Source organism: Rhizobium sp. RU20A (genome assembly GCF_900155885.1).
Taxonomy (GTDB): Bacteria; Pseudomonadota; Alphaproteobacteria; order Rhizobiales; family Rhizobiaceae; genus RU20A.
The window spans coordinates 75,333-101,412 of record NZ_FTMB01000011.1; the positions used below are offsets into that span (position 1 = coordinate 75,333).

General features: G+C 64.1%; 21 protein-coding genes and 1 pseudogene. 19 read left to right on the forward strand and 3 right to left on the reverse strand.

Annotated features, from left to right (window positions below):
• The first annotated feature begins 134 nt into the window (after window positions 1-134).
• The 5 genes and pseudogenes from repA to F3H41_RS19255 all read left to right on the forward strand — a co-directional run bounded on the left by repA (window position 135) and on the right by F3H41_RS19255 (window position 4,778).
• Window positions 135-1,322, forward strand: a complete 1,188-nt coding sequence (repA, locus tag F3H41_RS19235; RefSeq protein ID WP_149740309.1) for a plasmid partitioning protein RepA — start codon at window positions 135-137, stop codon at window positions 1,320-1,322.
• A gap of 72 nt (window positions 1,323-1,394) precedes the next feature.
• Window positions 1,395-2,378, forward strand: coding sequence for a plasmid partitioning protein RepB (gene repB, locus F3H41_RS19240; protein ID WP_149740310.1), 984 nt, complete (start codon window positions 1,395-1,397; stop codon window positions 2,376-2,378).
• A gap of 153 nt (window positions 2,379-2,531) precedes the next feature.
• Complete coding sequence (gene repC, locus F3H41_RS19245; protein WP_149740311.1) at window positions 2,532-3,746, forward strand: plasmid replication protein RepC; 1,215 nt, start codon at window positions 2,532-2,534, stop codon at window positions 3,744-3,746.
• Between the two features lie 272 nt (window positions 3,747-4,018).
• Window positions 4,019-4,135, forward strand: a pseudogene (locus F3H41_RS19250) (fumarylacetoacetate hydrolase family protein); the annotation flags it as partial.
• A 19-nt stretch (window positions 4,136-4,154) separates the two neighbouring features.
• Window positions 4,155-4,778, forward strand: coding sequence for an SDR family oxidoreductase (locus F3H41_RS19255; RefSeq protein ID WP_348532500.1), 624 nt, complete (start codon window positions 4,155-4,157; stop codon window positions 4,776-4,778).
• A 22-nt stretch (window positions 4,779-4,800) separates the two neighbouring features.
• On the opposite strand, the gene F3H41_RS19260 is transcribed toward F3H41_RS19255, so the two are convergent.
• Entirely contained in the window at window positions 4,801-5,709 is a 909-nt protein-coding gene (locus tag F3H41_RS19260) for a LysR family transcriptional regulator (protein WP_149740312.1), read from the reverse strand.
• A 160-nt stretch (window positions 5,710-5,869) separates the two neighbouring features.
• Between F3H41_RS19260 and F3H41_RS19265 the strand changes: the two genes are divergently transcribed.
• The 10 genes from F3H41_RS19265 (at window position 5,870) to F3H41_RS19310 (ending at window position 18,640) form a co-directional block, all read left to right on the forward strand.
• On the forward strand, window positions 5,870-6,994 hold the full coding sequence (locus tag F3H41_RS19265) for a BMP family ABC transporter substrate-binding protein (protein ID WP_149740313.1): 1,125 nt from the start codon (window positions 5,870-5,872) through the stop codon (window positions 6,992-6,994).
• 50 nt (window positions 6,995-7,044) lie between these two features.
• Window positions 7,045-8,133, forward strand: coding sequence for an ABC transporter permease (locus tag F3H41_RS19270; protein ID WP_244616282.1), 1,089 nt, complete (start codon window positions 7,045-7,047; stop codon window positions 8,131-8,133).
• Window positions 8,130-9,053 (forward strand): ABC transporter permease, encoded by a 924-nt coding sequence (locus F3H41_RS19275; RefSeq protein ID WP_149740315.1) that lies wholly within the window; start codon window positions 8,130-8,132, stop codon window positions 9,051-9,053. Before F3H41_RS19270 ends, F3H41_RS19275 begins: the two co-directional genes overlap by 4 nt.
• Window positions 9,054-9,091: 38 nt before the next feature.
• Entirely contained in the window at window positions 9,092-9,769 is a 678-nt protein-coding gene (locus tag F3H41_RS19280) for an isochorismatase family cysteine hydrolase (RefSeq protein ID WP_149740316.1), read from the forward strand.
• Window positions 9,766-11,304: an ABC transporter ATP-binding protein gene (locus tag F3H41_RS19285; protein ID WP_149740317.1), complete on the forward strand. Its 1,539-nt coding sequence runs from the start codon at window positions 9,766-9,768 to the stop codon at window positions 11,302-11,304. Before F3H41_RS19280 ends, F3H41_RS19285 begins: the two co-directional genes overlap by 4 nt.
• Window positions 11,304-11,969 (forward strand): isochorismatase family cysteine hydrolase, encoded by a 666-nt coding sequence (locus tag F3H41_RS19290; protein ID WP_149740318.1) that lies wholly within the window; start codon window positions 11,304-11,306, stop codon window positions 11,967-11,969. The genes F3H41_RS19285 and F3H41_RS19290 overlap by 1 nt, the downstream gene beginning before the upstream one ends.
• Window positions 11,962-12,294 carry a cupin domain-containing protein gene (locus tag F3H41_RS19295; protein ID WP_188129543.1) on the forward strand — a complete coding sequence of 111 codons (333 nt, stop codon included), beginning with the start codon at window positions 11,962-11,964 and terminating at the stop codon, window positions 12,292-12,294. The genes F3H41_RS19290 and F3H41_RS19295 overlap by 8 nt, the downstream gene beginning before the upstream one ends.
• Window positions 12,295-12,311: 17 nt before the next feature.
• Window positions 12,312-14,099 (forward strand): allophanate hydrolase, encoded by a 1,788-nt coding sequence (gene atzF, locus F3H41_RS19300; protein WP_149740319.1) that lies wholly within the window; start codon window positions 12,312-12,314, stop codon window positions 14,097-14,099.
• Window positions 14,100-14,294: 195 nt separating this feature from the next.
• Window positions 14,295-16,514: a mechanosensitive ion channel domain-containing protein gene (locus tag F3H41_RS19305; protein WP_149740320.1), complete on the forward strand. Its 2,220-nt coding sequence runs from the start codon at window positions 14,295-14,297 to the stop codon at window positions 16,512-16,514.
• A 131-nt stretch (window positions 16,515-16,645) separates the two neighbouring features.
• Entirely contained in the window at window positions 16,646-18,640 is a 1,995-nt protein-coding gene (locus tag F3H41_RS19310; RefSeq protein WP_149740321.1) for a BCCT family transporter, read from the forward strand.
• A gap of 15 nt (window positions 18,641-18,655) precedes the next feature.
• Here the strand turns inward: F3H41_RS19310 and F3H41_RS19315 are convergent, their stop codons facing one another.
• Window positions 18,656-18,871, reverse strand: coding sequence for a hypothetical protein (locus tag F3H41_RS19315; protein WP_188129544.1), 216 nt, complete (start codon window positions 18,869-18,871; stop codon window positions 18,656-18,658).
• Window positions 18,871-19,110 carry a type II toxin-antitoxin system prevent-host-death family antitoxin gene (locus F3H41_RS19320; RefSeq protein WP_149740322.1) on the reverse strand — a complete coding sequence of 80 codons (240 nt, stop codon included), beginning with the start codon at window positions 19,108-19,110 and terminating at the stop codon, window positions 18,871-18,873. Before F3H41_RS19320 ends, F3H41_RS19315 begins: the two co-directional genes overlap by 1 nt.
• Window positions 19,111-19,405: 295 nt before the next feature.
• Here F3H41_RS19320 and F3H41_RS19325 point away from each other — a divergent pair, with 295 nt between their 5' ends.
• The 4 genes from F3H41_RS19325 to F3H41_RS19340 all read left to right on the forward strand — a co-directional run bounded on the left by F3H41_RS19325 (window position 19,406) and on the right by F3H41_RS19340 (window position 25,925).
• The gene (locus F3H41_RS19325) at window positions 19,406-20,362 is read left to right on the forward strand and encodes a TAXI family TRAP transporter solute-binding subunit (RefSeq protein WP_149740323.1); all 957 of its coding nucleotides are present in this window, start codon (window positions 19,406-19,408) and stop codon (window positions 20,360-20,362) included.
• A 63-nt stretch (window positions 20,363-20,425) separates the two neighbouring features.
• Window positions 20,426-22,579, forward strand: a complete 2,154-nt coding sequence (locus F3H41_RS19330) for a TRAP transporter permease (protein ID WP_149740324.1) — start codon at window positions 20,426-20,428, stop codon at window positions 22,577-22,579.
• A gap of 206 nt (window positions 22,580-22,785) precedes the next feature.
• Window positions 22,786-24,594, forward strand: a complete 1,809-nt coding sequence (locus F3H41_RS19335) for an ATP-binding protein (protein ID WP_149740325.1) — start codon at window positions 22,786-22,788, stop codon at window positions 24,592-24,594.
• On the forward strand, window positions 24,591-25,925 hold the full coding sequence (locus F3H41_RS19340; RefSeq protein ID WP_149740326.1) for a sigma-54 dependent transcriptional regulator: 1,335 nt from the start codon (window positions 24,591-24,593) through the stop codon (window positions 25,923-25,925). The genes F3H41_RS19335 and F3H41_RS19340 overlap by 4 nt, the downstream gene beginning before the upstream one ends.
• Window positions 25,926-26,080: the final 155 nt, after the last annotated feature.

Consider the following 26,080-nt stretch of genomic DNA (forward strand, 5'->3'; position numbering starts at 1 on the left):
TCATCCCCATGCGCTCCAGGCGGGGTTAACGTTTCATTAACCCTCTTTTCCTTGCCAGAATCGAGGAATCGGCGCACTGTGACGATAATGGCTGCAATTTGGCAAAAATATCGTGACTGACAGCGGAAATCAAAATGAACGTGAAAATCGCCAGCCCTGAAAAAGTCCCGGGTTTTGCCGATATCATCCTTGAGCAAGGCGGCGACATCTCGTCGAAGCTCGACATGTTGCGACAGGAAAAGTTTCCGCCGAACGCCCAGAAGACACTTCGCCAGTTCTCGCTTGCGGAGGTCGCCGATTTCGTCGGCGTGTCCCAGAGCTATCTGAAGAAGCTGCACCTGCAGGGCAAGGGCGTCGAGCCGACAACGACGACCACGGGGCGACGCTACTATACGGCCGAGCAGGTGAACGACCTGCGCGCCCTGCTCGAGCGCGTGCCGCATCGAAAGAACGGCGAGCGTCTGCAGGTGGTGGCCGTCGTCAACTTCAAGGGTGGGTCCGGCAAGACGACCACGGCCGCGCATCTGGCCCAATATCTGGCGCTTCGCGGTTATCGCGTGCTGGCCGTCGACCTCGATCCGCAGGCCTCGCTGACGGCGCTCTACGGCATCCAGCCGGAGCTGGACGAGAAGGCTTCGCTCTACGAGGCACTGCGCTATGACGAGGAGCGCCGCTCGATCACCGAGGTCATCCAGCCCACCAACTTTCCAAACCTCGACGTGGTGCCCGCCAATCTCGAATTGCAGGAATACGAATACGAGACGCCGATCGCCATGCAGCGCAAGGATTCGACCGCCGGCAAGCTCTTTTACACCCGGATCGGCGAGGCGCTGGCCGAGGTGGATGATCGCTACGACGTCGTCGTCATCGACTGCCCTCCCCAGCTCGGTTATCTCACGCTGACGGCGCTGACGGCGGCGACCTCCGTGCTGATCACCGTGCATCCGCAAATGCTCGACATCATGTCGATGAGCCAGTTCCTGCTGATGCTCGGCAATATCCTGAAAAGCGTCGAGGCGGTCGGGGTGAATGTCTCGCTCGACTGGTTCCGCTATCTGGTGACGCGTTACGAGCCGATGGACATTCCCCAGCAGCAGATGGTCGGCTTCATGCAGAGCATGTTCGCCGCGCAGATGATGCGCAATCACATGGTCAAATCGACTGCGATTTCCGATGCGGGCCTCACCAAGCAGACCCTCTATGAGGTCGAGCGCTCGCAGTTCACGCCCGCCACCTATGACCGGGCGCGCGAATCCATGGATGCCGTGAATGCCGAGGTCATCGATCTCCTGCACAAGGCCTGGGGGCGGCGCCATGCATAAGCGATTGTCAGCCGTACAGACGGCTCATTTCTCCAATCAATTCAGTCAGTTCACCATTTGGAGGATCGTCTGATGGCGCGCCGCGACGTGTTTGCCAACATCACCGCCCCGCAGGATGGGGCCAAGGAACGGAAAGCAAGCGCCGGCTATGCGGCCAAGGGCGCATCCCGATCGATGATCAGTTCTCTCAACGAGCTCGCGGAAAAGGCGGCGCTCGCCGAGACCCTTTCCGGCGAGCGCGTCGTGGAGCTCGATACGGCGGAACTCGAAACGTCGTTCGTCTCCGACCGCATGGGTGAGGATGACGCCGCCTATGCCGAGCTGGTTGCGGCGATCCGGGAGCGAGGGCAGGATTCGCCGATCCTGGTGCGCCCTCACCCCACGGCGGAAGGGCGCTACCAGATCGTTTTCGGCCATCGCCGCGCCCGCGCGGCCCGCGAGCTTGGCCGCACGGTGCGCGCCGTCATCAAGGACATCTCCGACGCCGACCACGTGATTGCGCAGGGCCAGGAAAATTCCGCGCGGCAGAACCTCTCCTTTATCGAGCGGTCCATGTTCGCCCAGCGCCTTGCCGATCTCGGTTACGACAAGCCGACGATCCAGGCTGCGCTGGCCGTGGATGCGCCGATGCTGACGCGGATGTTCTCGGTCTCGAGTCGGGTACCGGAGGACGTGGTCCAGCGCATCGGTCCGGCCCGATCGATCGGTCGCGACCGCTGGATCGACTTTGCCCAGAAGATCGAGAAGCCATCGGTCAAGGCGCTCGTCCTCGCCAGCCTGGAGGCCGATGGCTTCGATGGGCTGGAATCGGACGCGCGGTTCGAGCGACTGGTGGCCGAGATCAACAAGGCCGAGCGGCCGCAGAAACAGCCGCGAAACACCGGCGAGTGGCGGGCAGGCGATGCCTCCGTCCGGGCCGAATTCAAGGGCGCCGGCAAGAGCTACTCGATTGCGTTGAAGTCGGATCAGGCTGCGAAGTTCGGCCGCTTCATCACGGACAATCTGGAACGCCTGCACCAGGAGTTCCTGTCAGCCAGCAGAACCGAGGAAAGGTAGAGCGCAAAAGAAAAAGGCCCCCAAACGTCGCCGTCGTGGAAGCCCTTCTCAGATCTAAGCAACCCGAGAATCGCACTTCCCCGAATCATAGTCAAGAGTCTTTGGCACCGTTTTGGTGAGCGGATTTCTTTTGCCATTTGAAAGGTGAAAGAAATGCAGATCGGAAGTGTGACGACGCCCTTCGGGCGGCGGCCGGCGAAGCTTGCGCTGGTGAAACGGCAGATGGAAACGCGCGACAGCGCGCAGCATGCCGATATCGACAAATGGAAGGTCTTTCGCGATGCCTGCGAGGCGCGCACGCTGCTCGGCCTGCAGGATCGTGCGCTGGCCGTGCTCAGCGCGCTCCTCAGCTTTTATCCGGAAACCGAGCTTTCCGCGGAGCGGTCGATGATCGTCTTCCCTTCCAATGCGCAGCTTTCGGTCCGCGCCCACGGCATTTCAGGGCGCACATTGCGCCGGTGCCTTGCCGCGCTCGTCGAGGCCGGTCTGATCGAACGCCATGACAGCCCGAATGGCAAGCGCTACGCCCATCGTGACAGCGACGGCGATATCGAGGCTGCCTTCGGCTTTAGCCTGGCGCCGCTCTACGCCCGTGCGGCGGAGCTCGCAGGCACGGCGCAGCTGGTGGCGGCGGAAGCGAGGCTGTTCAAGCGGTCCCGCGAGGCCCTGACCATCTGCCGGCGCGACGTGCGCAAGCTGATCACGGCGGCGATGGAGGAGGGGGCTTCCGGCGACTGGCTCGCGATCGAGGCGATCTATCTGGAGCTTGTCGGACGCCTTCCGCGAACCCCGGACCGCCAGACCGTCGAATCCGTGCTCGACGAGATGCAAATGCTGCGCGACGAAATCCTCAACAGGCTGGAAGTTCAGATGAAATCTGAAACTATGTCCGGCAATCCCGGCCAGGATGACCGCCACATACAGAATTCAAATACCGACTCCATCCATGAACTTGAACCACGCTTCGAAACGAAGCAGGCGGCACCCGACACGGTCAAATCGCGACAGCAGAGCGAGCCGATCAAGTCCTATCCGCTGGGACTGGTGCTGAAGGCCTGCCCGCAGATTGGCGATTATGGGCCGGGCGGCGCGATTTCGAGCTGGCGCGAGTTGATGGCGGCGGCTGTCGTGGTCCGCTCCATGCTGGGCGTCAGCCCATCGGCCTATCAGGAGGCCTGCGAGATCATGGGGCCGGAAAATGCGGCGGTGACGATCGCCTGTATCCTGGAAAGGGCAGGGCAGATCCATTCGGCCGGCGGCTATCTGCGCGATCTGACCGCGAAGGCCGGACGCGGCGAGTTCTCGCTCGGCCCCGTCATCATGGCCCTGTTGCGGGCAAACGGCGATGACAGCCGCCGCTCGGCCTGATGCGGATGACAGCCGGCATCGGCGGCACGCTCTGGGATGGGGAGGGCCGGCCGATATGTGCATTGGCAGATATCGGCGCGTTTCGAGTCGGGCAGGGGTCGCGATCCGCAGGCGTGGGGCGCAGCGTGCTGTTGCACAAGCATCCGGATTTTATGGAGATTCCCGAGCGTGTAGTGAACATAATTGAAGCTTAAACAAAATGCTTGCATGATCATATTTTGCCCATAGGCTCGTGTCATCCAGCGCTCCAAAATCGGTCCTGCGATGACATCCGCGACGAGGTGCCGGACCCGCAAAGCCTCGCACTCTGGCTCGACGTCGACGGCGTGCGCCGGCAGACGGGCAATACGAACACCATGATCTTCGGCGTCGCCCATCTCGTCAGCTATAGCGGAAGAGGGGCGGGCGCTGGCCGAGGCCTTGCAGGCGGAGGGCCGCGAGCCCGTTTCATCTCTCTCGACGTGTCCCACCCGAAAAGCTGGGAGGTGGGGTGTCGCGCTGGCCCGGGACTGGAAGGGCCGCATCGACGTGCTTGTCAACAATGCCGGCATCATCAACCGCTCGACGGTTGCCAATACCGGGCTTGAAACGTGGGAGCGGGTGATGAAGGTGAACCTCACCGGCGCCTTCCTCGGCATCCAGTCGATCGTTCCCATGATGGCGGAAACGGGCGGCGGGGCCATCGTCGACATCTCCTCCAACAGCGGCTTTTCCGGCCATTACGACCCGGCTTATACGGCCAGCAAATGGGGCCTGCGGGGCCTGATCCGCAGTGCGGCCATGGAGTTTGCGGGACGCAACATCCGTGTGAACGCCGTCTGCCCCGGCCTTGTCGTGACCGGGTTCAAAGCCGCGAGCCCGTATCTGAAGCCGATGAAGCGTTCCGGTACGCCGGAAGAGATTGCCGAGCTCGTCGCTTTCCTCGCCTCCGATGCGGCCGCCTTCATCACCGGCGAGGATTTCGTCATCGACGGCGGCTTCATCACCGGCGCCGCCTATCGCCGCGTGGCGACGGAAACGGGGATCTTCTGAAGGGCCAGCGCCTGCATGAGGCTCAGGACACCTCGAACTGGCCGGCGAGCGCACTGGTCAGCTGCGAGGCGAAGCGCGCGGCGGCGACCGGCAGCGTCCGGCCCTTCAACTGGCCAAGATAGAGAATGCCGGCGGGCACGTCGCGTCCGTCGAGCGGGCGCGAGACCATGCGGCCCGTCGAGGTCTCGTCGGAAAGGCCGATCGGGATCTGGAAGGTGACGATGTTTTCCGCCACCGCATGGTTGCGCAGAAACTCGAAATTGTCGGACTGGATGACCGGGTCGAGCCGCACCCCGGCAATGCGCATGGCGATGTCCAGCAGATGGCGCACGCCGTAGGGCGTGGTCGGCAGCGCAATCGGATAATCGACGCAATCGGACAGCCGCACCGTTGCTTTCGCCGCCAGAGGATGGTCCGGCGCCATCACCACATGCACCGGCTGGCGCACCCGGATCAGCGTCATGAAATCGGTGAGGCGCACCGGCTCGAAGACGATGGCGAGATCGGCGCTGTGATCGACGAGGGCATGCTCGGCCGCCTCCCGGTCGCGCAGGTGCACGCCGAAGGTGACGTTCGGGTGCTCCTTGCGATAGAGCGCGATCTGCTCCGGCAGGAAATAGGGCAACAGCGCCTGGCTGCAGGCAATCGACACATGGCCGCGCCGCACGCCCGAGAGATCGGCGATCTGCGAGCGCACCCGCTCCATGTCCGAGAGCTGGTTACGGATGTGGTGGATGTAGATTTCGCCCGCCGCCGAGAGGCGAACGCCATGCGCCAGCCGCTCGAAGATCGGCACGCCCAGCTCCTCCTCCATCGCCAGAATGCGCCGGTTGAGCGCCGTCGAGGTGATGGCGAGCGTATCGGCGGCCGCTCGGATCGAGCCCGCCTTCACCACGGCATCGATGTAACGGATGGAGGCGAGATAGCGCATCGGAAGCCTTTGTCCGCCGCTGCATTTTTTGCAGCGGGCTGGTCGAAACATAGCACAAGACAGACGCGCGTCCATCTGGATTAGTAATGCCTGAAAGCCGGATGCGCTGCCGCCTGAACCCTTGGCAGCCCCGGTTCAACGAACAGCGGGGAACGTTCACATGTCGAAGATCCTGATGCCCAATCGTCGCCAGTTTCTGATGAACTCGGCCGGTCTTGCCGGCGCTGCGGCGCTCTCCGGCCTGCTGCCCGCCGGTGCGGCGCGGGCGGCGGGCCTGACGGTCGGCTTCATCTATGTCGGCCCGAAGGACGATTTCGGCTACAACCAGTCCCATGCCGAGGGGGCTGCGGCGGTCAAGGCCATCGAAGGCGTCACGGTCGTCGAGGAGGAGCAGGTTCCCGAGACCGTCGATGTGCAGAAGACCATGGAGAGCATGATCGGCTTCGATGGCGCGACGCTGCTCTTCCCGACGTCCTTCGGTTACTTCGATCCCCATATCCTTGCCGTCGCGCCCAAGAACCCGAATGTGCGCTTTGAGCATTGCGGCGGCCTCTGGACGCCGGCCAACCCGACCAATGTCGGCTCCTATTTCGGCTATATCGGCATGGGCCAGTATCTGAACGGAATCGCCGCCGGCTATGCCACCAAGTCGAAGAAGATCGGCTTCGTCGCCGCCAAGCCCATTCCGCAGGTGCTGCTCAACATCAACTCCTTCCTGCTCGGCGCCCGCGCCGTCGATCCGACCATCACCTGCCAGGTGATCTTCACCGGCGAATGGTCGCTGGCGGTCAAGGAGGCGGAAGCCACCAATGCGCTCGCCGACCAGGGCGTCGACGTCATCACCTGCCATGTGGACGGGCCGAAGGTGGTGATGGAGACGGGTGCGGGCCGCGGCATGTATCTGTGCGGCTACCACGCCAACCAGAGCGCGCTGGCGCCTGAAAAGTACCTGACGGGCGCGGAGTGGAACTGGGCCAAGGTCTATACGGACATGGTCAAGACCACGCTTGCCGGCGGCACCATCGAAAATTTCGTGCGCGGCGGTCTTGCCGACGGGTTCATCAAGATGAGCCCGCTCGGGCCCGCCGTCACGCCGGAGGCACGTACCCGCTTCGAGGCCGTGCAGGCCGAGATCATGAAGGGCGGTTTTGCCGCCATCAAGGGGCCGCTCAAGGACAACAAGGGCAATGTCGTGGCGACCGAGGGCCAGTCCTTCGTCGAAACCGACGTGGCGCTGGAGAGCATGGACTACCTCGTGGAAGGCGTCGTCGGCTCCACCTCCTGACAGGGGCGCGCGAAGAAGGAGGCGGGATCATGAGCCTGCATGTCGATGAGATGACCGGGCTTGCCGGGCGGACCGGCTTCCTCACCGAGGCCGGTGCCCGCCGCATCGAGGCGGCGCTCCTGCCGCTGGCGGCCCTTGTTGCGGGGATGGCCGTCTTCGCACTCTTCCTTGCCTTGCTCGGCAAGTCGCCCGCCGAATTCTACGCGCTCGTCTTCAAGGCCGGCTTCGGCACGGCCTTTTCCTGGACGAACACGCTGACGCGCGCGGCCCCCCTCCTGCTCGCGGCGCTCTGCGTCGCACTGCCGGCACGGCTCGGCCTCGTCATCATCGGCGGGGAGGGGGCAATCGTGCTCGGCGGCGTTGCGGCAGGGGCCGTTGCCATGCTGATGCCGGGGCTTCCGGCGAGCGTCGGCATTGCCTTGATGGCGCTCGCGGGCATGGCGGTGGGCGGCTTCTGGATCGGCGCGGTCGGGGCGCTGCGCCACCTGCGCGGCGTCAACGAGACGATTTCGAGCCTCCTGATGGCCTATATCGCCATTGCCCTGATGAACCACCTGATCGAAGGGCCACTGCGCGACCCCGCCAGCCTCAACAAGCCCTCCACCGCGCCCCTTCCCGAGGCCTGGCGCATCGGCGAGATGCCGGGGATCGGCGTGCACTGGGGCCTTGCCTTCGGCATTCTCGCCTGCATCCTCGCCTTCGTTCTGATCGAACGCACCACGGTCGGCTTTGCGGCCCGAATCGTCGGCGGCAATGTGCGCGCCGCCGAGATCCAGGGGCTGCCGGCCGGCACGCTCGCCATCGGCTTCACGGCGCTCGGCGGGGCCTTTGCGGGCCTTGCCGGCATGGTCGAGGTCGCGGCGATCCACGGCTCGGCCAATGCCTCGCTCGCCGCCGGCTATGGCTATACGGGCATTCTCATCGCGTTCCTTGCCCGCCACAACGGGCTCGCCATCATCCCCGCCGCCATCCTTTTTGCCGGCATCGAGGCCTCGAGCGGGCTGGTGCAGCGGCGCATGGACCTGCCGGATGCGACGGTGCTGGTGCTGGAGGGCATGGTGTTCATCGCCATCCTCCTGTCCGACACGCTGCAGGGCCGCATCCGGTTCCTCGCATTCCTCGAGAGGAGACTCAGATGAGCGACGATATCGGTCTGTGGGGCGTGCCCCTTGCCATCCTCGGCGGTGCGATCCGCGTCTCCACCCCCTTCATCTTCGTCTCCATCGGCGAATGCCTGACGGAACGCTCCGGCCGCATCAATCTCGGGCTGGAAGGCACGCTGGTTTTCGGCGCCATGAGCGGCTATGCGGTGGCCTATCACACCGGCTCGCCCTGGCTCGGCACGCTGGCGGCGGCGTTTGCCGGCCTGCTCTTCGGCCTGCTGCATGGCTGGATCTGCCGTCTGCCGCGCGTCAACGACATCGCCATCGGCATCGCCCTGATGATCTTCGGCACGGGGCTCGCCTTCTTCTTCGGCAAGCCCTACGTGCAGCCCGTCGCGCCGGACCTGCCGGCCATTCCGCTCGGCTTCTGGTCCAGCCTGCCGCAGGTGCAGGCAGCGCTTAACGTCAATGTGCTTTTCCTCGCCGGCATCGTGCTGGCCTTCGCCACCGCCTGGATGCTGAAGAACACCCGCGTCGGCCTGACGATCCGGGTCGCCGGCGACAGCGCGGATGCGGCCCGCGCGCTCGGCATCGACGTCAACCGCGTCCGGCTCTGGAGCACGGCGGCGGGCGGGGCGCTCGCCGGCGTCGGCGGGGCCTATCTCTCCCTCTATTATCCCGGCAGCTGGAACGAGGGCATTTCCTCCGGCCAGGGCCTGATGGCGGTGGCGCTGGTGATCTTCGCGCGCTGGAACCCGGTCAACTGCCTCTATGCCTCGCTGCTCTTCGGCGGCGCGGGCGCCCTCGGCCCGGCGCTGCAGTCGGTTGGCGTCACCAGCGGCTACTACCTCTTCTACGCCGCGCCATACGTCCTCACCCTCGGGCTGCTGGTGGCGACGAGCTCGCGCAGCCGCGCCATGCCGTCCGCTCCCGGCGAACTCAGCATCGTCAAGTGAACAGCGCCGCGCGAGCGGCAAGCAATGGAGACCCCGCGATGACCACCGTTCAGGCCGATCCCTATCTCTGGCCGTATAATGGCGACCTGAGGCCGGAGAACACGGCGCTCATCATCATCGACATGCAGACGGATTTCTGCGGGCCGGGTGGCTATGTCGACACGATGGGCTACGACATCGGGCTGACCCGCGCGCCGATCGAGCCGATCAAGGCGGTGCTCGGCGCCATGCGCGCCAAGGGCTACCACATCATCCACACCCGCGAGGGCCACCGTCCCGATCTGTCCGACCTGCCGCCCAACAAGCGCTGGCGCTCGCAGCAGATCGGCGCGGGTATCGGCGATGCCGGTCCTTGCGGGCGCATTCTGGTGCGCGGCGAGCCGGGCTGGGAGATCATCGACGAGCTGAAGCCGCTCGCGGGTGAACCCATCATTGACAAGCCCGGCAAGGGCTCCTTCTGCGCCACGGACCTCGAACTCCTCCTGCGCACCCGCGGCATCGAGAACATCGTGCTCTCCGGCATCACCACCGATGTCTGCGTCCACACCACCATGCGCGAGGCCAACGACCGCGGCTTCGAATGCCTGCTCCTGGAAGATTGCTGCGCGGCGACCGATCCCGGCAACCACGCCGCCGCGATCAAGATGGTGAAGATGCAGGGCGGCGTCTTCGGCTCGGTCTCCGATAGCGCAAAGTTCATCGAGGCCCTGTCATGAGGGTCCCGGCCGAGCACCATCAGATCCCCCCGCGCGCCATCGGCGTGGAAACGATCGGCATGACCATGCGCTTCGGCGCGTTCACGGCGCTGAACGACGTGTCGCTGAAGATCGAGGCCGGCGCCTTCCATGTGCTGCTCGGCGAAAACGGTGCGGGCAAATCGACGCTCGTCAAATGCATGATGGGCTTTTACCGCCCGACCGCGGGCCAGATGGCGGTGGAGGGTCGCGAGGTGGAGGTGCCGGACCCGCGCGCCGCGCATGATCTCGGGCTTGGCATGGTCTATCAGCATTTCACGCTGGTGCCCTCTCTGACGGCGGCGGAGAACCTCGTCATCAGCCGCGCCGACGTTCCGGCCCGCATCGACTGGAAGAGCGAGCGCGCCGCGCTTGCCGCCTTCATGGAGACGATGCCCTTTTCCGTGCCGCTGGACGTGCCGGTCGGCCGGCTCGCGGCCGGCGAGAAACAGAAGCTGGAACTCCTGAAGCAGCTCTATCTCGGTCGCCGCTTCCTCATCCTCGACGAACCGACCTCGGTGCTGACCCCGGCCGAAGCCGACGAACTGCTCGGCATGGTGCGGGGCCTGACCACGGCCGGCGAACTCACCTGCCTGATGATCTCCCACAAATTCCGCGAGGTGACCGCCTTTGCCGATGCTGTCTCGGTCCTCAGGCGCGGCGAGCATGTCGGTGGCGGGAAGGTGGCGGATCTTTCGACGGCCGAGATGGCGGCGATGATGATCGGCGAGAAGGAGTTGGTGCGCCCGGCCGCCCGCGTGGCGATGAACGGCGCGCCGGTGCTGACCGTGACGGCAGCAAAGGCGCCGGATCGTTCGGGGTTGAAGACCATCGCCATCGACGATCTCCATGTGCGTGCCGGTGAAGTGGTCGGCATCGCCGGCATTTCCGGCAACGGGCAGATGGAGCTGATGGAAATCCTCTCCGGCCAGCGGCCGCTGGCGGCGGGCGACGTTCAGGTGTGCGGCACGCCGTTCCGCGCCACGCGCGGCGAGATGCGGGCGCTGAACGTGCGTACCCTGCCGGAGGAGCCGCTGCGCAATGCCTGCGCGCCGAAAATGAGCGTTGCGGAAAACATCTTCTTCCGCGATTTCGATTTTGCCGGGGGCAAGGGCAAATTCTGGCTGGATCGGCGCCGCATGGCCGCGCTTGCCGCGCGCCTGATCGGCGAATACAAGGTCAAGACCGCTTCGCCCGATACGCCGATCGCGGCCCTTTCCGGCGGCAATGTGCAGCGCGCCGTTCTGGCCCGCGAACTCAGCGGCAAGGTGGATCTGCTGCTGATCGCCAATCCCTGTTTCGGCCTCGATTTCTCCGCCGTCGCGGAAATCCGCGCCCGCATCATGGCGGCGCGCAATCAGGGCGCGGCCGTGCTTTTGATCAGCGAGGACCTCGACGAAATTCTCGAACTCTCCGACCGCATCCTCGTCATGTCCGACGGCGCCATCGTCTTCGAGACGCCGGCGGCTGGCGCGGATATCGGGGAGATCGGCAAACACATGGCAGGACATCACTGATGGGGATCATCAAGGCCCGACCCTTCGACGTCACGCTCGTGCCGGACAAGACCGCGCTCGTCGTCATCGACATGCAGCGCGATTTCATCGAGCCGGGCGGTTTTGGCGCAACGCTCGGCAATGACGTGACGCTGCTGCAGGCGATCATTCCGGCGACGGCGCGGCTCATCGACGGCTTCCGCCGCGCCGGTCTTCCCGTCATTCACACGCGCGAATGCCATGCGCCCGACCTTTCGGACTGCCCGCCCGCCAAGCTCACGCGCGGCAAGCCGTCGCTGCGCATCGGCGATCCCGGCCCGATGGGACGCATCCTGATCGCAGGCGAGGCGGGAGCCGACATCGTCGCGGCGCTTTATCCGCTGCCCGGCGAGACGGTGATCGACAAGCCGGGGAAGGGCGCCTTCTATGCGACCCCGCTTGGCGACATCCTCAAGGCTAAGGGAATCGCGCAACTCGTCTTTGCCGGCGTGACGACGGAGGTCTGCGTGCAGACCACCATGCGCGAGGCGAACGACCGGGGCTACGAGTGCCTGCTCGCGACCGATGCCACCGAAAGCTATTTCCCCGACTTCAAGAAGGCCGCGATCGACATGATAACCGCGCAGGGCGCGATCGTCGGCTGGGCGGCCACCGTGGACGAGATCGTGGAGGCCCTTGATGCGTGAGACCCTGCATATGGCGCAATTCCTGGCAAACCGCTGGAAGGAAGCCCCCTTCGAACATTTTCGCGACGGCGTCGAAATCTGCCGCCTCGTCACGGGCGAGCCCGAGGTGGCGTTGCTGCGCTACGCGCCGGGCGCCAGCGTGCCGCAGCACCGGCATACGGGGCTCGAAACCATTCTCGTGCTGGAAGGCTCGCAGAGCGACGAGAACGGCCACTACGGCGCCGGCTCGCTCGTCGCCAATCCGGAGGGAACGGTGCATTCGGTCTCGTCCGAGGAGGGCTGCGTCGTGCTGATCCAGTGGACGAAACCGGTCGAAATTCTCTGATATCCGAAAGTGCCGTCATGACCCCCATGCCCGTTACGCTGGCGCAGTTTCGCGCCGCCTATGCCGCCGGCCTCAGCCCCAAAGCCGTGATCGAAGAGGTCTACCGGCGCATCGCGGAGGCTGCCGATCCTGGCATCTTCATCCATCTCGCGCCGATCGAGACCGTGCTGGCCGCCGCCGAGGCGCTCGGCCCCTACGATCCCGCAAAGCCGCTCTATGGCATTCCTTTCGCGGTGAAGGACAATATCGATGTCTCGGATATGCCGACCACCTGCGCCTGCCCGGCCTTCGAACTTGGCGCGACGGCCGATGCCTTCGTCGTGGCGAAGCTGAAGGCGGCCGGTGCCCTGCCGATCGGCAAGACCAATCTCGACCAGTTCGCGACAGGCCTCGTCGGCGTGCGCTCGCCCTATCCGATCCCGAAAAACGCCATCGATCCGGCGATCGTGCCCGGCGGCTCCAGCAGCGGCTCGGCCGTGGCCGTGGCGCGCGGCATCGTGCCCTTCGCGCTCGGAACGGATACGGCCGGCTCCGGCCGCGTGCCGGCGGCGCTCAACAATATCGTCGGGCTGAAGCCGACGCTCGGCTCGCTCTCGGCCAGCGGCATGGTGCCCGCCTGCCGCACGCTCGACACGATCTCGATCTTTGCCCTGACGGTGGAAGACGCCTTCGCCGCCTATTCCGTCGCTGCCGGTTATGACGCCAGCGACGCCTATTCCCGCGATCTCACGGCCCCGGTCCTCGAAACGCCGGCAGCCGGCTTCGCCATCGGCATTCCCGATGCCGCCTCGCGCCTGTTCTTCGGTGACGTCTTCCAGGAGGCCTCGTTCGAGGCGACGCTGGCGACGCTCGAAGGTCTCGGGCACCGCATCGTTCCGCTCGATTTCTCACCGCTCTACCGGATCGCTGCCCTGCTCTACGAGGGCGCCTGGGTAGCGGAGCGCTATGCGGCCATCGAAACGGTGATCCGTACCACGCCGGAGGTGATTTTTCCGGTCACGCGCAAGATCATCGAACGCGCCGAAACCCTGACCGCGGCCGATGCCTTCCGCGACATCTATCGGCTGGCGGCCTTGAAGCGCGCCGCAGAGCCGCTGATCGCCGCCGCCGATCTCTTCTGCGTCCCCACCATTCCCTGCTTCTTCAGCGTGGAGGATCTCGAACAGGATCCGGTCGGCCCGAATTCGAAGCTCGGCACCTACACCAATTTCGTCAACCTCCTTGATCTCTGCGGCATTGCCGTGCCGGTCACGGCGCGTGCGGACGACAGGCCGGGCAGTGTCACGCTGCTGGGTCCGGCCGGGCAGGATGGTCGCATCGCCGGCATCGCCGCCCGCCTGCAGGCCGATGCGGCCGTTCCGCTTGGCGCGACGGGCCGGGCATACGAGCCGACCGAGGCACCGGCGCCCGCGGCCGGTCCGGGTGAAATCGCCATCGCGCTGGTCGGCGCCCATATGCGCGGCCTGCCGCTCAACGGCGAGGTGACCCGCCTTGGCGGCCGCTTCCTCGCCGAAGCCGTCACGGCGCCCGAGTACCGGCTGCATGCGCTGGCCGGAGGGCCGCCCCGCCGGCCGGGGCTGGTGCGCGTCGAGGACGGCCATCCGATCGCGCTCGAACTCTGGGCCATCCCGAACGGCCAATTCGGCGCCTTCATGAAGGGCGTTCCCGCGCCGCTCGCCATCGGCACGGTGAAGCTCGCGGACGGCACCACCGTCAAGGGGTTCCTCTGCGAAACCGCAGGCCTTGCGGGCTCGCAGGACATCACGGCCTTCGGTGGCTGGCGCGCCTATCTGGCGTCTCTCTGAGGCACGCCGACACGGCCCCGCGGATGGGCTTTGTGTCTGATTTTCGGCGTCCGATCCGCCCTTTGCGCGCCGTTGAAGACGGCGTGCCCGCTGCAACCTCTGCGGTGCCCGAAAACTATTTATGACCGTCAAGGGTTGACGATGCGCAGACGGGCGCCATCCTTTCGCCTGCATTACGAACCTCGAAAGGATGCCATGCCCTTCCGCCGCTTCGCTGCCAGTCTCCTGTTTTTGTTGGTTCTTCTGGTTCCGCTAACGCCTTCCCATGCGCAAGACAGCGCCCAGTCGACACCGCCGCCGGCCAGCAGCGTCGACGATCTCGTGCGAATTCTGGAGAATGAGGATGCGCGAAATGCACTTCTCACCCGATTGAAAAACGAGGCGGCCGCACAGCAGGGACAGGAACCCGTCGAACAGGAACCGACGATCGCCCGGCAGATCGCCGAACAGACGAGAGCGGCGGCTGAACAGGTGATGGCCGGGGGAGAGGCGGTCTGGAGCGGGGTGACGGCGCTGGCCGGCATGGTCACCGGCGCGGGCACGCTCGATTACAGGGCGATCCAGACGCTTGCCCTCAACGTCATCCTCGTCGGTGCAAGCCTGTTTGCCGCATTTTTTGTGCTGCGGATCCTGGCGCATATCGTTCAACGCACCCTGGACCGCCGCGCAGCGTCGCGTCACTGGTCGATCCGGGCGATCTTTACGACCATCGCCACGCTCGCGGACATTATCAGCGTCGCCCTTGCCTGGGGCGTCGGCTACGTGATGGCCCTGCAGGTCATCGGCGGCGCCACCGGCCGCATGGATATCAACCAGACCCTGCTTCTCAACGCCTTCCTGATGGTGGAAATGGTGAAGGCTGCGATGCGGTTCGTCCTGCAGCCGCGCTTTCCGGCGCTCAGGCTCGTGCCGGTCTCCGACACCGCGGCCGCCTACTGGTATTTCTGGCTGGCGCGCGCCGTCTCGCTTGTCGGCTACGCCTTCATGTTCGTCGCACCGATCCTTGCCGCGAACGTCTCTGAATCGGCGGCGCAGGCCGTGCGGGTTCTCGTGATGCTGACCGCCCTGGTCATCGCCATCGTCGTCATCCTGCAAAACCGCGACCGGGTGCGAGACGTGCTGTCGTCACGCGCAGCCGGCGGCCGCACGGACTTCATCAGTCGCAGCGGCGCGTTTCTCGCCGGGGTCTGGCATCTCGTCGCAATCGCCTATCTGATCGCGATCTTCGTCGTCTGGCTCGTCAATCCGCAGGCCGCGCTCCCGTTCATGATCACTGCAACGGTCAAATCCGTCGTTGCCGTTATCGTCGGTGGTCTGGTCATCGCCTTCATCGGGCGCTTTGCCAATGCAAACCTCATCCTGCCGGCCGACGTTCGCGCCCGCCTGCCCGCGCTGGAGGGGCGGTTGCGCGCCTTCGTTCCGCGGGTCATGCAGATCATCCGCACGGTGGTGACGATTGGTGTCGTCATTGCCATTGCCCAGTCCTGGGGCCTGATCGACTTCCTCGGATGGCTGTCATCGGAGGCCGGCCAGCGCATCAGCGGTTCGGCCATTGCGGCCTTGATCGTCCTCGCGATGGGCTTCCTTGCCTATCTGGCGGTCTCGTCCTGGGTCGAATACCGGCTCAACCCGGAATTCGGGACCATCCCGACGAGCCGTGAAAAGACGCTGCTCTCGCTCTTCCGCAACGCCTTCACGATCGCGCTCATCGTTCTCGTCTCGATGCTGGCGCTGGCCCAGATCGGCGTCAATATCGCGCCGCTTCTGGCGGGTGCCGGCGTGCTCGGTCTGGCCATCGGTTTCGGCGCCCAGAAGCTGGTGCAGGACATCATCACCGGGGTGTTCATACAGCTCGAGAATGTCATGAACGAAGGCGACGTCGTCAGCCTCGGCAGTGTCAGCGGCGTCGTCGAAAAGCTGACGATCCGCTCCGTGTCGATCCGCTCGCTGGATGGAACGCTGCATCTGATCCCGTTCTCCTCCGTCGATACGGTCTCCAACATGGTCAAGGGCTTCGGCTACCATGTCGCCGAGATCGGCGTCGCCTATCGCGAGGATATCGACGAGGTCAAGGCGGCCATGCAGGAAGCCTTCGACCTGCTGATGGAGACGGAGTGGCGCGAAAAGATCATCGACACGCTCGACATGCAGGGCATCACGGCGTTCGGCGACAGCGCCATTACGGTGCGCGCGCGCATCAAGACCGTCGCCGGCGGACATTGGGGGGCCGGGCGCGCCTATAACGAATTCATCAAGCAGGTCTTCGATCGACGCGGCATCGAGATCCCGTTCCCGCACGTCACGCTCTACATGGGCGAAGACAAGGCCGGCAAGGCGCCGCCGCTCCGCCTGGAGCGCGCAAAGCCGGAAACGCCACGGCCGGAAGGCGAGGAGAAGCTTATTCTGCAGCCGTGACAGGCGCGGTGCCCGCCCGATCGGAGCGCTCGCGCCAGACAACCTTCAGCCGGCCGTCCTTGAGGCATGGCCAGACCTCTCCCCCCCGTTTCGGGGAGCGCTACATCCAGTGAAGAAAGCGGTTTTCGCCCATGAAATCCTTCATCATCAACCCGCCGGTCTTTTATGGCGCGGTCATCCTCATCGGGCTTTTCCTCGCGGTCGGCGTGATTGTTCCCGGTGAGGCCGGGGCGCTGTTCGGAGTGATCCAGACCTTCATCCTCGGGGCCTTCGGCTGGTTCTACCTGTTGTCGGTGGGCATCTTCCTGCTGGCGGTGCTGGCGCTGTGCTTCGGGCGCTTTGGACAATTGAAGCTCGGGCCGGATGATTCCGTCCCGGATTTCCGCTTCGTCTCATGGATCGCGATGCTGTTTGCCGCCGGCATGGGCATCGGGCTGATGTTCTATGCCGTTGGCGAGCCGATGACCCACTACATGGTGCCGCCAACCGCCGAACCGCGCTCGATCGAAGCGATGCGCGAAGCCATGACCGTCACCTTCTTTCACTGGGGTATCCACGCCTGGGCGATCTACGCCGTGGTCGGCCTGTCGCTGGCCTATTTCGGCTACCGGTACAATCTGCCGCTGACCATCCGTTCCGGGCTTTATCCGCTGCTGAAAAACCGCGTCGACGGTCCCATTGGACATGCGGTCGACATCTTCGCGATCGTCGGCACCATGTTCGGCATTGCCACCTCGCTCGGCGTCGGCGTGTCGCAGATCAATGCCGGGCTCCATTACCTGATCGGCGTTCCCATCGGCCTCGAGGTGCAGCTGACCCTCATCGTGGCCGTCACCGCCATGGCTACGGTCTCCGTTGTCACCGGCCTCGACAAGGGCGTGCGCATCCTGTCGGAGACCAACCTCGTCGTTGCCGTCCTGCTGATGATCTTCGTTCTCGTCGTTGGGCCGACCAGTCAGCTGTTCCGCGATTTCGTTCAGAATCTCGGCCTTTACCTCGACACGCTGGTGCTCAGAACCTTCAACATCTACGCCTATCAGCCGACGCCCTGGATCGATAGCTGGACCCTGTTCTACTGGGCCTGGTGGATATCCTGGTCACCCTTCGTCGGCATGTTCATCGCGCGCATTTCGCGCGGGCGCACGGTTCGCGAATTCGTCATGGCCGTGCTCTTCATCCCCGCCGGCTTCACCTTTTTCTGGATGACGGTGTTTGGCAACACGGCGATGTTCATCGACACCACCGTCGCAAACGGCGCGCTCGGGACCGCCATTGCCAATGATGTTTCGGTCGGCCTGTTCCGCTTCTTTGAATATCTGCCGCTGTCGGGACTGACATCGACGCTCGCCGTGCTCCTGGTGACGATCTTCTTCATCACCTCGGCCGATTCCGGCGCGCTGGTTGTCGATTCCATCGCGGCCGGCGGCGAAACGCAGACCACCACCGGCCAGCGTGTGTTCTGGTGTTCCATTGAAGGCGTCGTCGCCGCCGCCCTGCTGATGGCGGGGGGCCTCAGCGCCCTTCAATCGGCAACGGTCATCAGTGCCCTCCCATTCACCGTCGTCATGCTGGCGCTGGTCCTGTCCCTTTATCTCGGCATGCGGGAGGACCTCGCGCAGCGGGAGGCGCACCACGGACAGAACCCGCTCCCGGCCGCCCAGCCCGCCTCCGGGCAGACCTGGCAGCGCCGGCTCGGGCTGATGCTCAACACGGCAACGGAAAAGGACGTCCGCCGCTTTATCGAGACGCAGGTTCGGCCGGCTCTCGAGCAGGTTGCTGCCGAGCTGCGGTCGCGTGGGCGCCATACCGACGTGGTCGAGGAAGACGGGGAGGGCGCCATCGCCCTGCGCTCGCCGGCGGAAGGCGTTCGCGACTTTGTCTATGGCGTCAGCCTCGTGCGTCACCGGATCGCCAGTTTCACGCCGATTCGTGCCGGCGAGGCGGAATTCCGCTATGAGGCGCGCACGTATTTTTCGAGCGGGAACCGGGGTTATGACGTCATGGGCATGTCCCGCGATCAGGTGATCAGTGATGTGCTCGCCCAATTCGAGCGCTATCTGCACCTCGTTCAATCGCCGGAATTCCAGCTCCTGCACAGCGCCCCGGAGCATCCGTCCGGCGTGTAGTCCCGGCACGCCAGATCAGCCCGGCTCATGGCAGCCGGGCGTCGGCGTCGCCAACCACCGGGACACCTTCCGCACGCGCCGCATCTGCCAGTCGGCGATCGAGCGTGGCCAGAGGGAGTTGTTCCAGCAGCGCGATGGCGAGGTAGGCGGAGTCATAAGCGCTGAGGCCATGTTTTCTTCGTCCGGCAACAGCCACGCGCCGGCGATCGAGGCATCGACAACGAAGGCCATCAGCGCCAGCCTTCCTGCCTCCACTCCTCGATTTCCTCAGAGGTGACGGGCTGAGCCTGCGCCCGCAATGCCCGCACGGCCTCGATAGCGGCCAGACGCTGCCGTCGCTCGTCCACGGCGACGAGCCGTGCAACGGGATCATTGCCGCGGGCGATAATGACGTCCTCGCCGGCTTCGACGCGAGCGAGCAGTTCAGACAGATGCGTCTTGGCCTCGGCGACCGTGACCGTGACAGTCATGGGGACGTCTCCTCGCTCATCGTCTCGGCTGCTGCTGCTGCTGCTGCTGCGTGGGTGTGGCATCGCAGTTGGTCAAGTGGTCGAGCAACACGTCGTGGTGTCTGCCGCCGGCGCGCGGTCGAGATGTTCAGGCAACAATCCGCCAGGCCCATCCGGGCGGGCGGCGGAAATTTGCCGGAGGGTGTTCCAGCCTCACGGAAAAATTCTTTTAAATCAATTTTCTGGCTCTTGGCCCGGACCTTGCTCCCTAAGAACTGCGGACACACAGCCGCTGTTATCCTTGGGAGGGAAACCAATGAAGCTCAATATCGGAACATCAGCCGTCATCGCCTTCGGTCTGCTCGGTGCGATCGCAACCGCAGTACCGGCGAAGGCCGATCAGTTCATCAACGTTCTGACGGGCGGTACCGCGGGTGTCTATTATCCGCTTGGCGTTGCCATGTCGAAGATCTATGGGGAGAAGATCGAGGGAGCCCGCACACAGGTCCAGGCCACCAAGGGCTCGGTCGAGAACCTCAATCTCCTGCAGCAGGGCCGGGGAGAGATTGCCTTCGCGCTCGGCGACGCGGTCAAACTCGCCTGGGAGGGAAACGCGGAAGCGGGCTTCAAGGCGCCGCTCGACAAACTTCGGGGTATCGCGGCGATCTATCCCAACTATATCCAGATCATGGCCTCGCGCGAATCCGGGATCACGACGCTCGCTGACCTCGAAGGCAAGAGCCTTTCCGTCGGCGCGCCGAAGTCCGGTACCGAACTCAATGCACGCGCCATTCTGGGGGCTGCCGGCCTGACGTACGAGCAGCTCGGAAAAACCGAATATCTGCCCTTTGCGGAATCGGTCGAACTGATGAAGAACCGCCAACTGGACGCGACCCTGCAATCGGCTGGGCTTGGTGTCTCCTCGTTCCGCGATCTGGCGGCATCGCTGCCGGTGCAGCTTGTCTCCATCCCCGCCGAGATCGCCGGCAAACTCGGCGCGCCTTACCTCGCCGCGACGGTGCCCGCAGGAACGTATGAAGGGCAAACGGCAGACGTCGCGACGGTCGCTGTGGGCAACTTCCTGATGACGCATGCCGATGTTTCGGACGAGGTCGCCTACCAGATGACCAAGCAGCTTTTCGAGAACCTGCCGGCCCTGATGGCGGCCCACAAGGCGGCTGCTGACATCAAGCTGGAAAATGCCCTGACCGGCATGCCCGTACCGCTGCACCCCGGCGCCGAGCGCTACTTCAAGGAAAAGGGTCTTTTGTAAGTCGTTTAAAACGCTGGGCGGTGATGGAGGATCACCGCCTCTCGCTTTCGTCTGGAGGACCTCATGACATCCCTTTTGCCACCCAAAGACGGTCATGCTGCCGAACTCAGCGCGCATGACGCTCTTTCCGCCGCCTTCCCGAAGACAACGGAAGGCCGGCTCATCTTCACCATCGCGCTGGCATTTTCTGCTTTTCAGCTGGCGACCGCCGCCCACCTGATCGATCCACCGAGCCAATTGGTGCGGGCGATCCATGTCGGCTTCGTCACGGCGTTGATCTTTCCGTTGCTGGCGGCGCTGCTCAACAAGGGCCGCCTCACGAAAGTCGCGGCCTGGACCTGCTCTGCGATTGCTGCCTCGGTCGCCTTCTACCAGTGCTATGAGTATACCGATCTGATCGTGCGCGCTGGAGATCCGCTGGAGCGCGACATCGTCTTTGGCATCATCGCCCTGTCGATCGTCTTTGCGGCTTCCTGGGTGCTGATGGGCCCAGCCTTGCCAATCATTTCCGGGGTATTTCTTCTCTATTGCCTGTTTGGTGAATACCTTCCTGCGCCGCTCAATCATCGCGGTTATTCCTTCGCGCAGGTCATCGATCACATGGCCTATGGAACGGAAGGGATCTACGGCATCCCGACCCTCGTCTCCTCTTCCTACATCTTCCTCTTCATCCTGTTTGGTGCCTTCCTGGAGAAGGCCGGCATGATCCAGCTTTTCAACGACGTGTCGTTGAGCCTGGTCGGCGGGCGCCGCGGCGGCGCAGCCAAGGTGGCGATCATCTCCTCCGGCTTGATGGGCACGATCTCCGGTTCCGGCGTCGCAAATGTCGTCACCACGGGCCAGTTCACCATCCCGCTGATGAAGCGGTTCGGTTATCGTCCGGCATTTGCCGGCGGCGTCGAAGCCACGGCTTCGATGGGTGGCCAGATCATGCCGCCGGTCATGGGCGCCGTCGCCTTCATCATGGCCGAAACACTGGGCGTCGAATATCACGAGATCGTCAAGGCGGCCTTGATCCCTGCCATCCTCTACTTTGCCTCCGCGTTCTGGATGGTGCATCTGGAAGCGGGCAAACGGGGGCTGCTGGGTCTTTCGCGCGCGGAACTCCCGTCGGCGACCGCCGCCTTGAAGAAGGGCTGGCATCTCGTCCTGCCGCTGGGCGCTCTCGTCTGGCTGCTTTTCTCGGGCTACACGCCGCTTTTTGCCGGGACGGTCGGTCTCGCCTTCATTCTGCTTCTCATTCTCGGCGCATCGCTTGCCATGCATATGCCGTCGACGGTTGTGCGGATGATCTTCTGGATCGGCCTCGGCCTGGTTGCAGCGGCCTTCTTTCAGTTCGGCATGACGATCGTTCTGGGCTCACTCGTTCTGCTGGTGCTGGCGAACGCGGTTCTGGCTGGCGGGCGCAAGACGCTTGTCGACTGCCGCGATGCCTTGGCTGAAGGTGCCAAGACGGCACTGCCGGTTGCCATCGCCTGTGCGCTTGTCGGTGTCATCATCGGCACGATGACGCTGACCGGCGCAGCCAACACGTTCGGCCAGTTCATCGTGTCGGTGGGGGGCACGAGTCTCTTCCTCTCCCTGCTTTTGACCATGGTCACCTGCCTTGTCCTCGGCATGGGCATTCCCACGATCCCCAACTACATCATCACCTCGTCGATCGCGGGTCCTGCCCTTCTGGAACTGGGTGTGCCGCTGATCGTCAGCCATATGTTCGTCTTCTATTTCGGCATCCTCGCCGATCTAACACCGCCGGTGGCTCTGGCCTGCTTTGCAGCAGCGCCGATCGCCCGCGAAAGCGGGTTGAAGATCTCCCTTCAGGCGGTGAAGGTGGCGGCGGCCGGGTTTGTGATCCCGTTCATGGCTGTCTATTCGCCAGCCCTGATGCTGCAGGACGGTGGCCAGTTTGCTCTCGACTACGGCTACGTTCCTGCCGTCGTCTACATCATCCTGAAAACCACCCTCGCAATCGGCCTCTGGGGAGCCGCCGTCATCGGCTTCGTTGCCATTCCGCTGTCGGTCGTCCAACGGATGATTGCGGCCGCGGCCGCGTTCACGCTCTTTGCCGCCCTTCCGTTGACGGACGAAATCGGCTTCGGCCTCGCCGCGATCTTCGCCTTTCTCGTCTGGCGCAAATCGCGGCAAGGGCAGCCCCATGCGGACATCCGCCCGACGGCCAATGATGATCCGTCGGCTGCCCCGATTTCCAACGTTTAAGGAAACCTCGTCATGCCATGCGCCATCGCGCGCGTGGCATGACATCAGGGGATCGGCGGCGGCTGGCCGCCGGCATCGTCCGGTGCCATTGCAGCGCGTCATGGGACGCGTGCATATCTCTCGAAATCGGATAAAGTGCAGGGAATGGTTCACCTTTGACCTTGAGCCTGCCGCCTGCCCGCAAGCCTGAAGGACGCGGATTGACGATGAGTGCCGTTTTCAACCGCCTGACGCCGCTGATCCTGCTCCTCGCCTTTGTTGCGCCGGTTGCCGTCTACCACATCGCGAACCATGTGCTGCTGCACGCCCAGCAGGCGCAACTCCAGCAGAACCTGTCGCTGACCAGCCGCGCGATCCTGACCGAGGTCGATCGTTTCCGTGCCTTGCCGCGCATCCTGGGCGAGGACGCCCGCATCAGGGCCCTCTCGCAAGACACGCGTGCCGAAAATATAGCGCGCGCCAATCAGTATCTCGAAACCATCGTCAAAGAGGTCGGTCCGTCCGATCTTTATGTGCTCGATCAGACCGGCAAGACGCTTGCGGCCAGCAACCATGCGATGCCGCAGAGCTTTGTCGGTCATGACTACAGCTTCAGGCCCTATTACCGAGATGCGCTTTCGAAAGGGGAGGGACGCTATTACGCCATTGGCGTGACCACGAGAACGCCGGGCTATTTCCTTTCCTCCCGCATCGATGTTCCAGAGCGGCCGCCGATCATCGTGGTCGTGAAAGCCGATCTGTCTCCGCTGGAGGCTGCGTGGAAAGCCGCGGGTGTCAAAACCGCCATCGCCGACGAGGCCGGGCTGGTGTTCCTGGCGGGCGATCCGAAATGGAGATACCGCCCGCTTTATGCGCTTGACGCGGCGGTCCTGAACAAGCTTGAGCAGGAACGGACCTATGACGGCGTCGACATTGCAAGCGCGCAGCCGATCTTCACCTTGCCGGAAGGCCTTCTTCCCGACGAAAGCGGCGACGGGCTCATGCTGTCGGATGATGATCAGAAGCTTGTCACCCGGTTCTCGACCATCGAGCCGGATGGCTGGAAGATCATTGCCGCGACGGATGCAAGCCAGGCGTCTGCCAGCGCCTCGCTCTGGGCTCTTGCGACGCTTGCCTGCGGACTGATGATCAGCACCGGATTCTATGTCCTCGGCCAGCGCCGCCAGCTGATTGCGATGCGCCTGAGACAAGGTGAAATCCTCGAACAGATGGTGGCGGAGCGAACGAGCGATCTCGCCTCCGAGGTGCGTATCCGAAAGCATACGGAAGAGGAGCTGCGTCGCGCCCACGAAGGGCTTGTGCATTCCGAAAAGATGGCAGCGCTCGGGCGCATGTCGGCGGCGATCGTCCACGAAGTAAGCCAGCCGCTGGCGGCGCTGGATGCGACCCTCGCCACGGCGGGGCTCTTGGCTGCGCGACATGATCAGGAGGAAGTCGGCCCGCGGCTGGAGAAGGCCCGTGGCCTTGTTTGCCGCATGCAAAGGACGGTCAAGCACCTGAAGACCTTTTCGCGCAAGGACGCATCGGACATGGAGCGCGTCTGTGTGGAGACGGTGATCGACAACGTGGTGGAACTTGCCGATCCCCGCCTGAAATCCATGGGGATCCATGTTCAGATTTCCGGCGACACGCCCGCGCCCGTTGTCGTGGCAGTTCCCGTCAAGCTGGAGCAGGCCATGCTGAACCTGCTGTTGAATGCGGTCGATGCGGTCGCCGATCGTTCGGATCCGGAGGTCCGGATCGAGCACCGGCACGATCAGGCCAAGGTCGAGATTGCAATCATCGACAATGGCTGCGGTATCGCGCCTGATCTGCGTGAGCGGGTGCTGGAACCCTTCTTCACGACCAAACTGACCGGGGAAGGGCTTGGGCTGGGCCTGTCCATCGCAACCGCCATCATCAAGGAATGCGGCGGTTCCATCACCTTTGCAGAGGGGGAGGCAGGCGGTACGCGCGCGACGATCTCACTGCCGGTTGCTGACGGGGCCGAAATGGTATTGGAGGCGGCGCAGTGAGCAACGGGCGGATCATCCTGGTCGATGATGACCGCGATCACCTGCGCGCCGCCACCGATTGGCTGACGGTGAACGGTTTCGAGGTTCTTGCTTTCGAGCGTGCCGAGGAGGCCTACAAGGCCATCGCCGATGGCCCCGTCGACCTTGTCCTCACCGATCTGAGGATGCCGGGGATCGACGGGATGACGTTGTTGAGTTCGATTGCGCGCAAGAAACCCGGGCTGCCGGTCATCCTTCTGACGGCGCATGGCGACGTCTCTCTTGCGGTAGAGGCGCTGAAGCGCGGCGCCGAGAACTTCATCGAAAAGCCCTACAATGCCGAGCGGCTCGTGACCATTCTCGTCAAGGCGATCGAGAAGTCGCGGATGAGCCAGGAGATTGGCCGCCTGCAGAAACTGGTCGTCGAAAAGGACAACGAGGCCAGCGCGATTGTGGGTGACAGCGCGGCCATGCGCGCGCTCAGGCAACGGATTGCCGCGCTGGCGCAGGTCGAGATCGATGTTCTGATCATCGGCGAAACGGGCACCGGCAAGGAACTGGTCGCTCAAGCACTGCATCGCCAGAGCCACCGGGCGGAAGCACCTTTTGTGGCCATCAACTGCGGCGCCATCCCGGAAAGCATCTTTGAGAGCGAAATCTTCGGGCATGTCAAAGGCGCGTTCACGGGCGCCTTGTCCGACCGGCAAGGAAAGTTTGAATATGCCACCGGGGGCACGTTGTTCCTGGACGAGATCGAGGCGATGCCCTTGAGCATGCAGGCGAAGATCCTCCGGGTTCTTCAGGAGCGGGTCATCGAGAGACTGGGGGAAAATCGTCTTCGACCGGTGGATGTCCGCATCGTCGCCGCTGCCAAGACTGACCTCTCTGCCGAAATTGCATCCGGCCGGTTCCGTGAAGATCTGTTCTATCGCCTGGCCTCCGCCGATATCCGCATTCCACCGCTACGGGACCGAGCGGGGGACATCGAGCAGCTTTTCCGGCATTTTGCATCCCTCGCGGCACGGCGATACGGGCAGCCGGAACCAAACGTGCCCCCGCCGCTCGTCCATTGGCTGGTTCAGCAGGCGTGGCGCGGCAATGTCAGGGAGCTTAAAGCGCGAGCGGAGCGCTTTGCCTTGGCGCTGGACAAAGACCCGCAGGACATCATGTCCGGGACGGAGGCGGCTGCCCTGCCGGAGCAGGTCTCCCAGTATGAGTCGCGGATCATTCTCGCGGCTCTCGAGAGGAACGACGGGAACACCGCCCAGGCTGCGGGGGATCTTGGAATTCCCGTGCGCACGTTGAACGAGAAGATAAAGCGCTATGGCCTGCGGCCTTCCGGCGAGACGTGACCGGCCGCCCGTTGCGGCACGGACCGGACAACACATCTCAAGACCGGGACGTCCAAGAGCATTTCCGGTGAAAACGGGAGCACCTGAAATGCTCTATCTATCTGTTTTTACGCAGTCTGGACGCAAAACCGCTAACGCACTTTTGCTGGACGTGC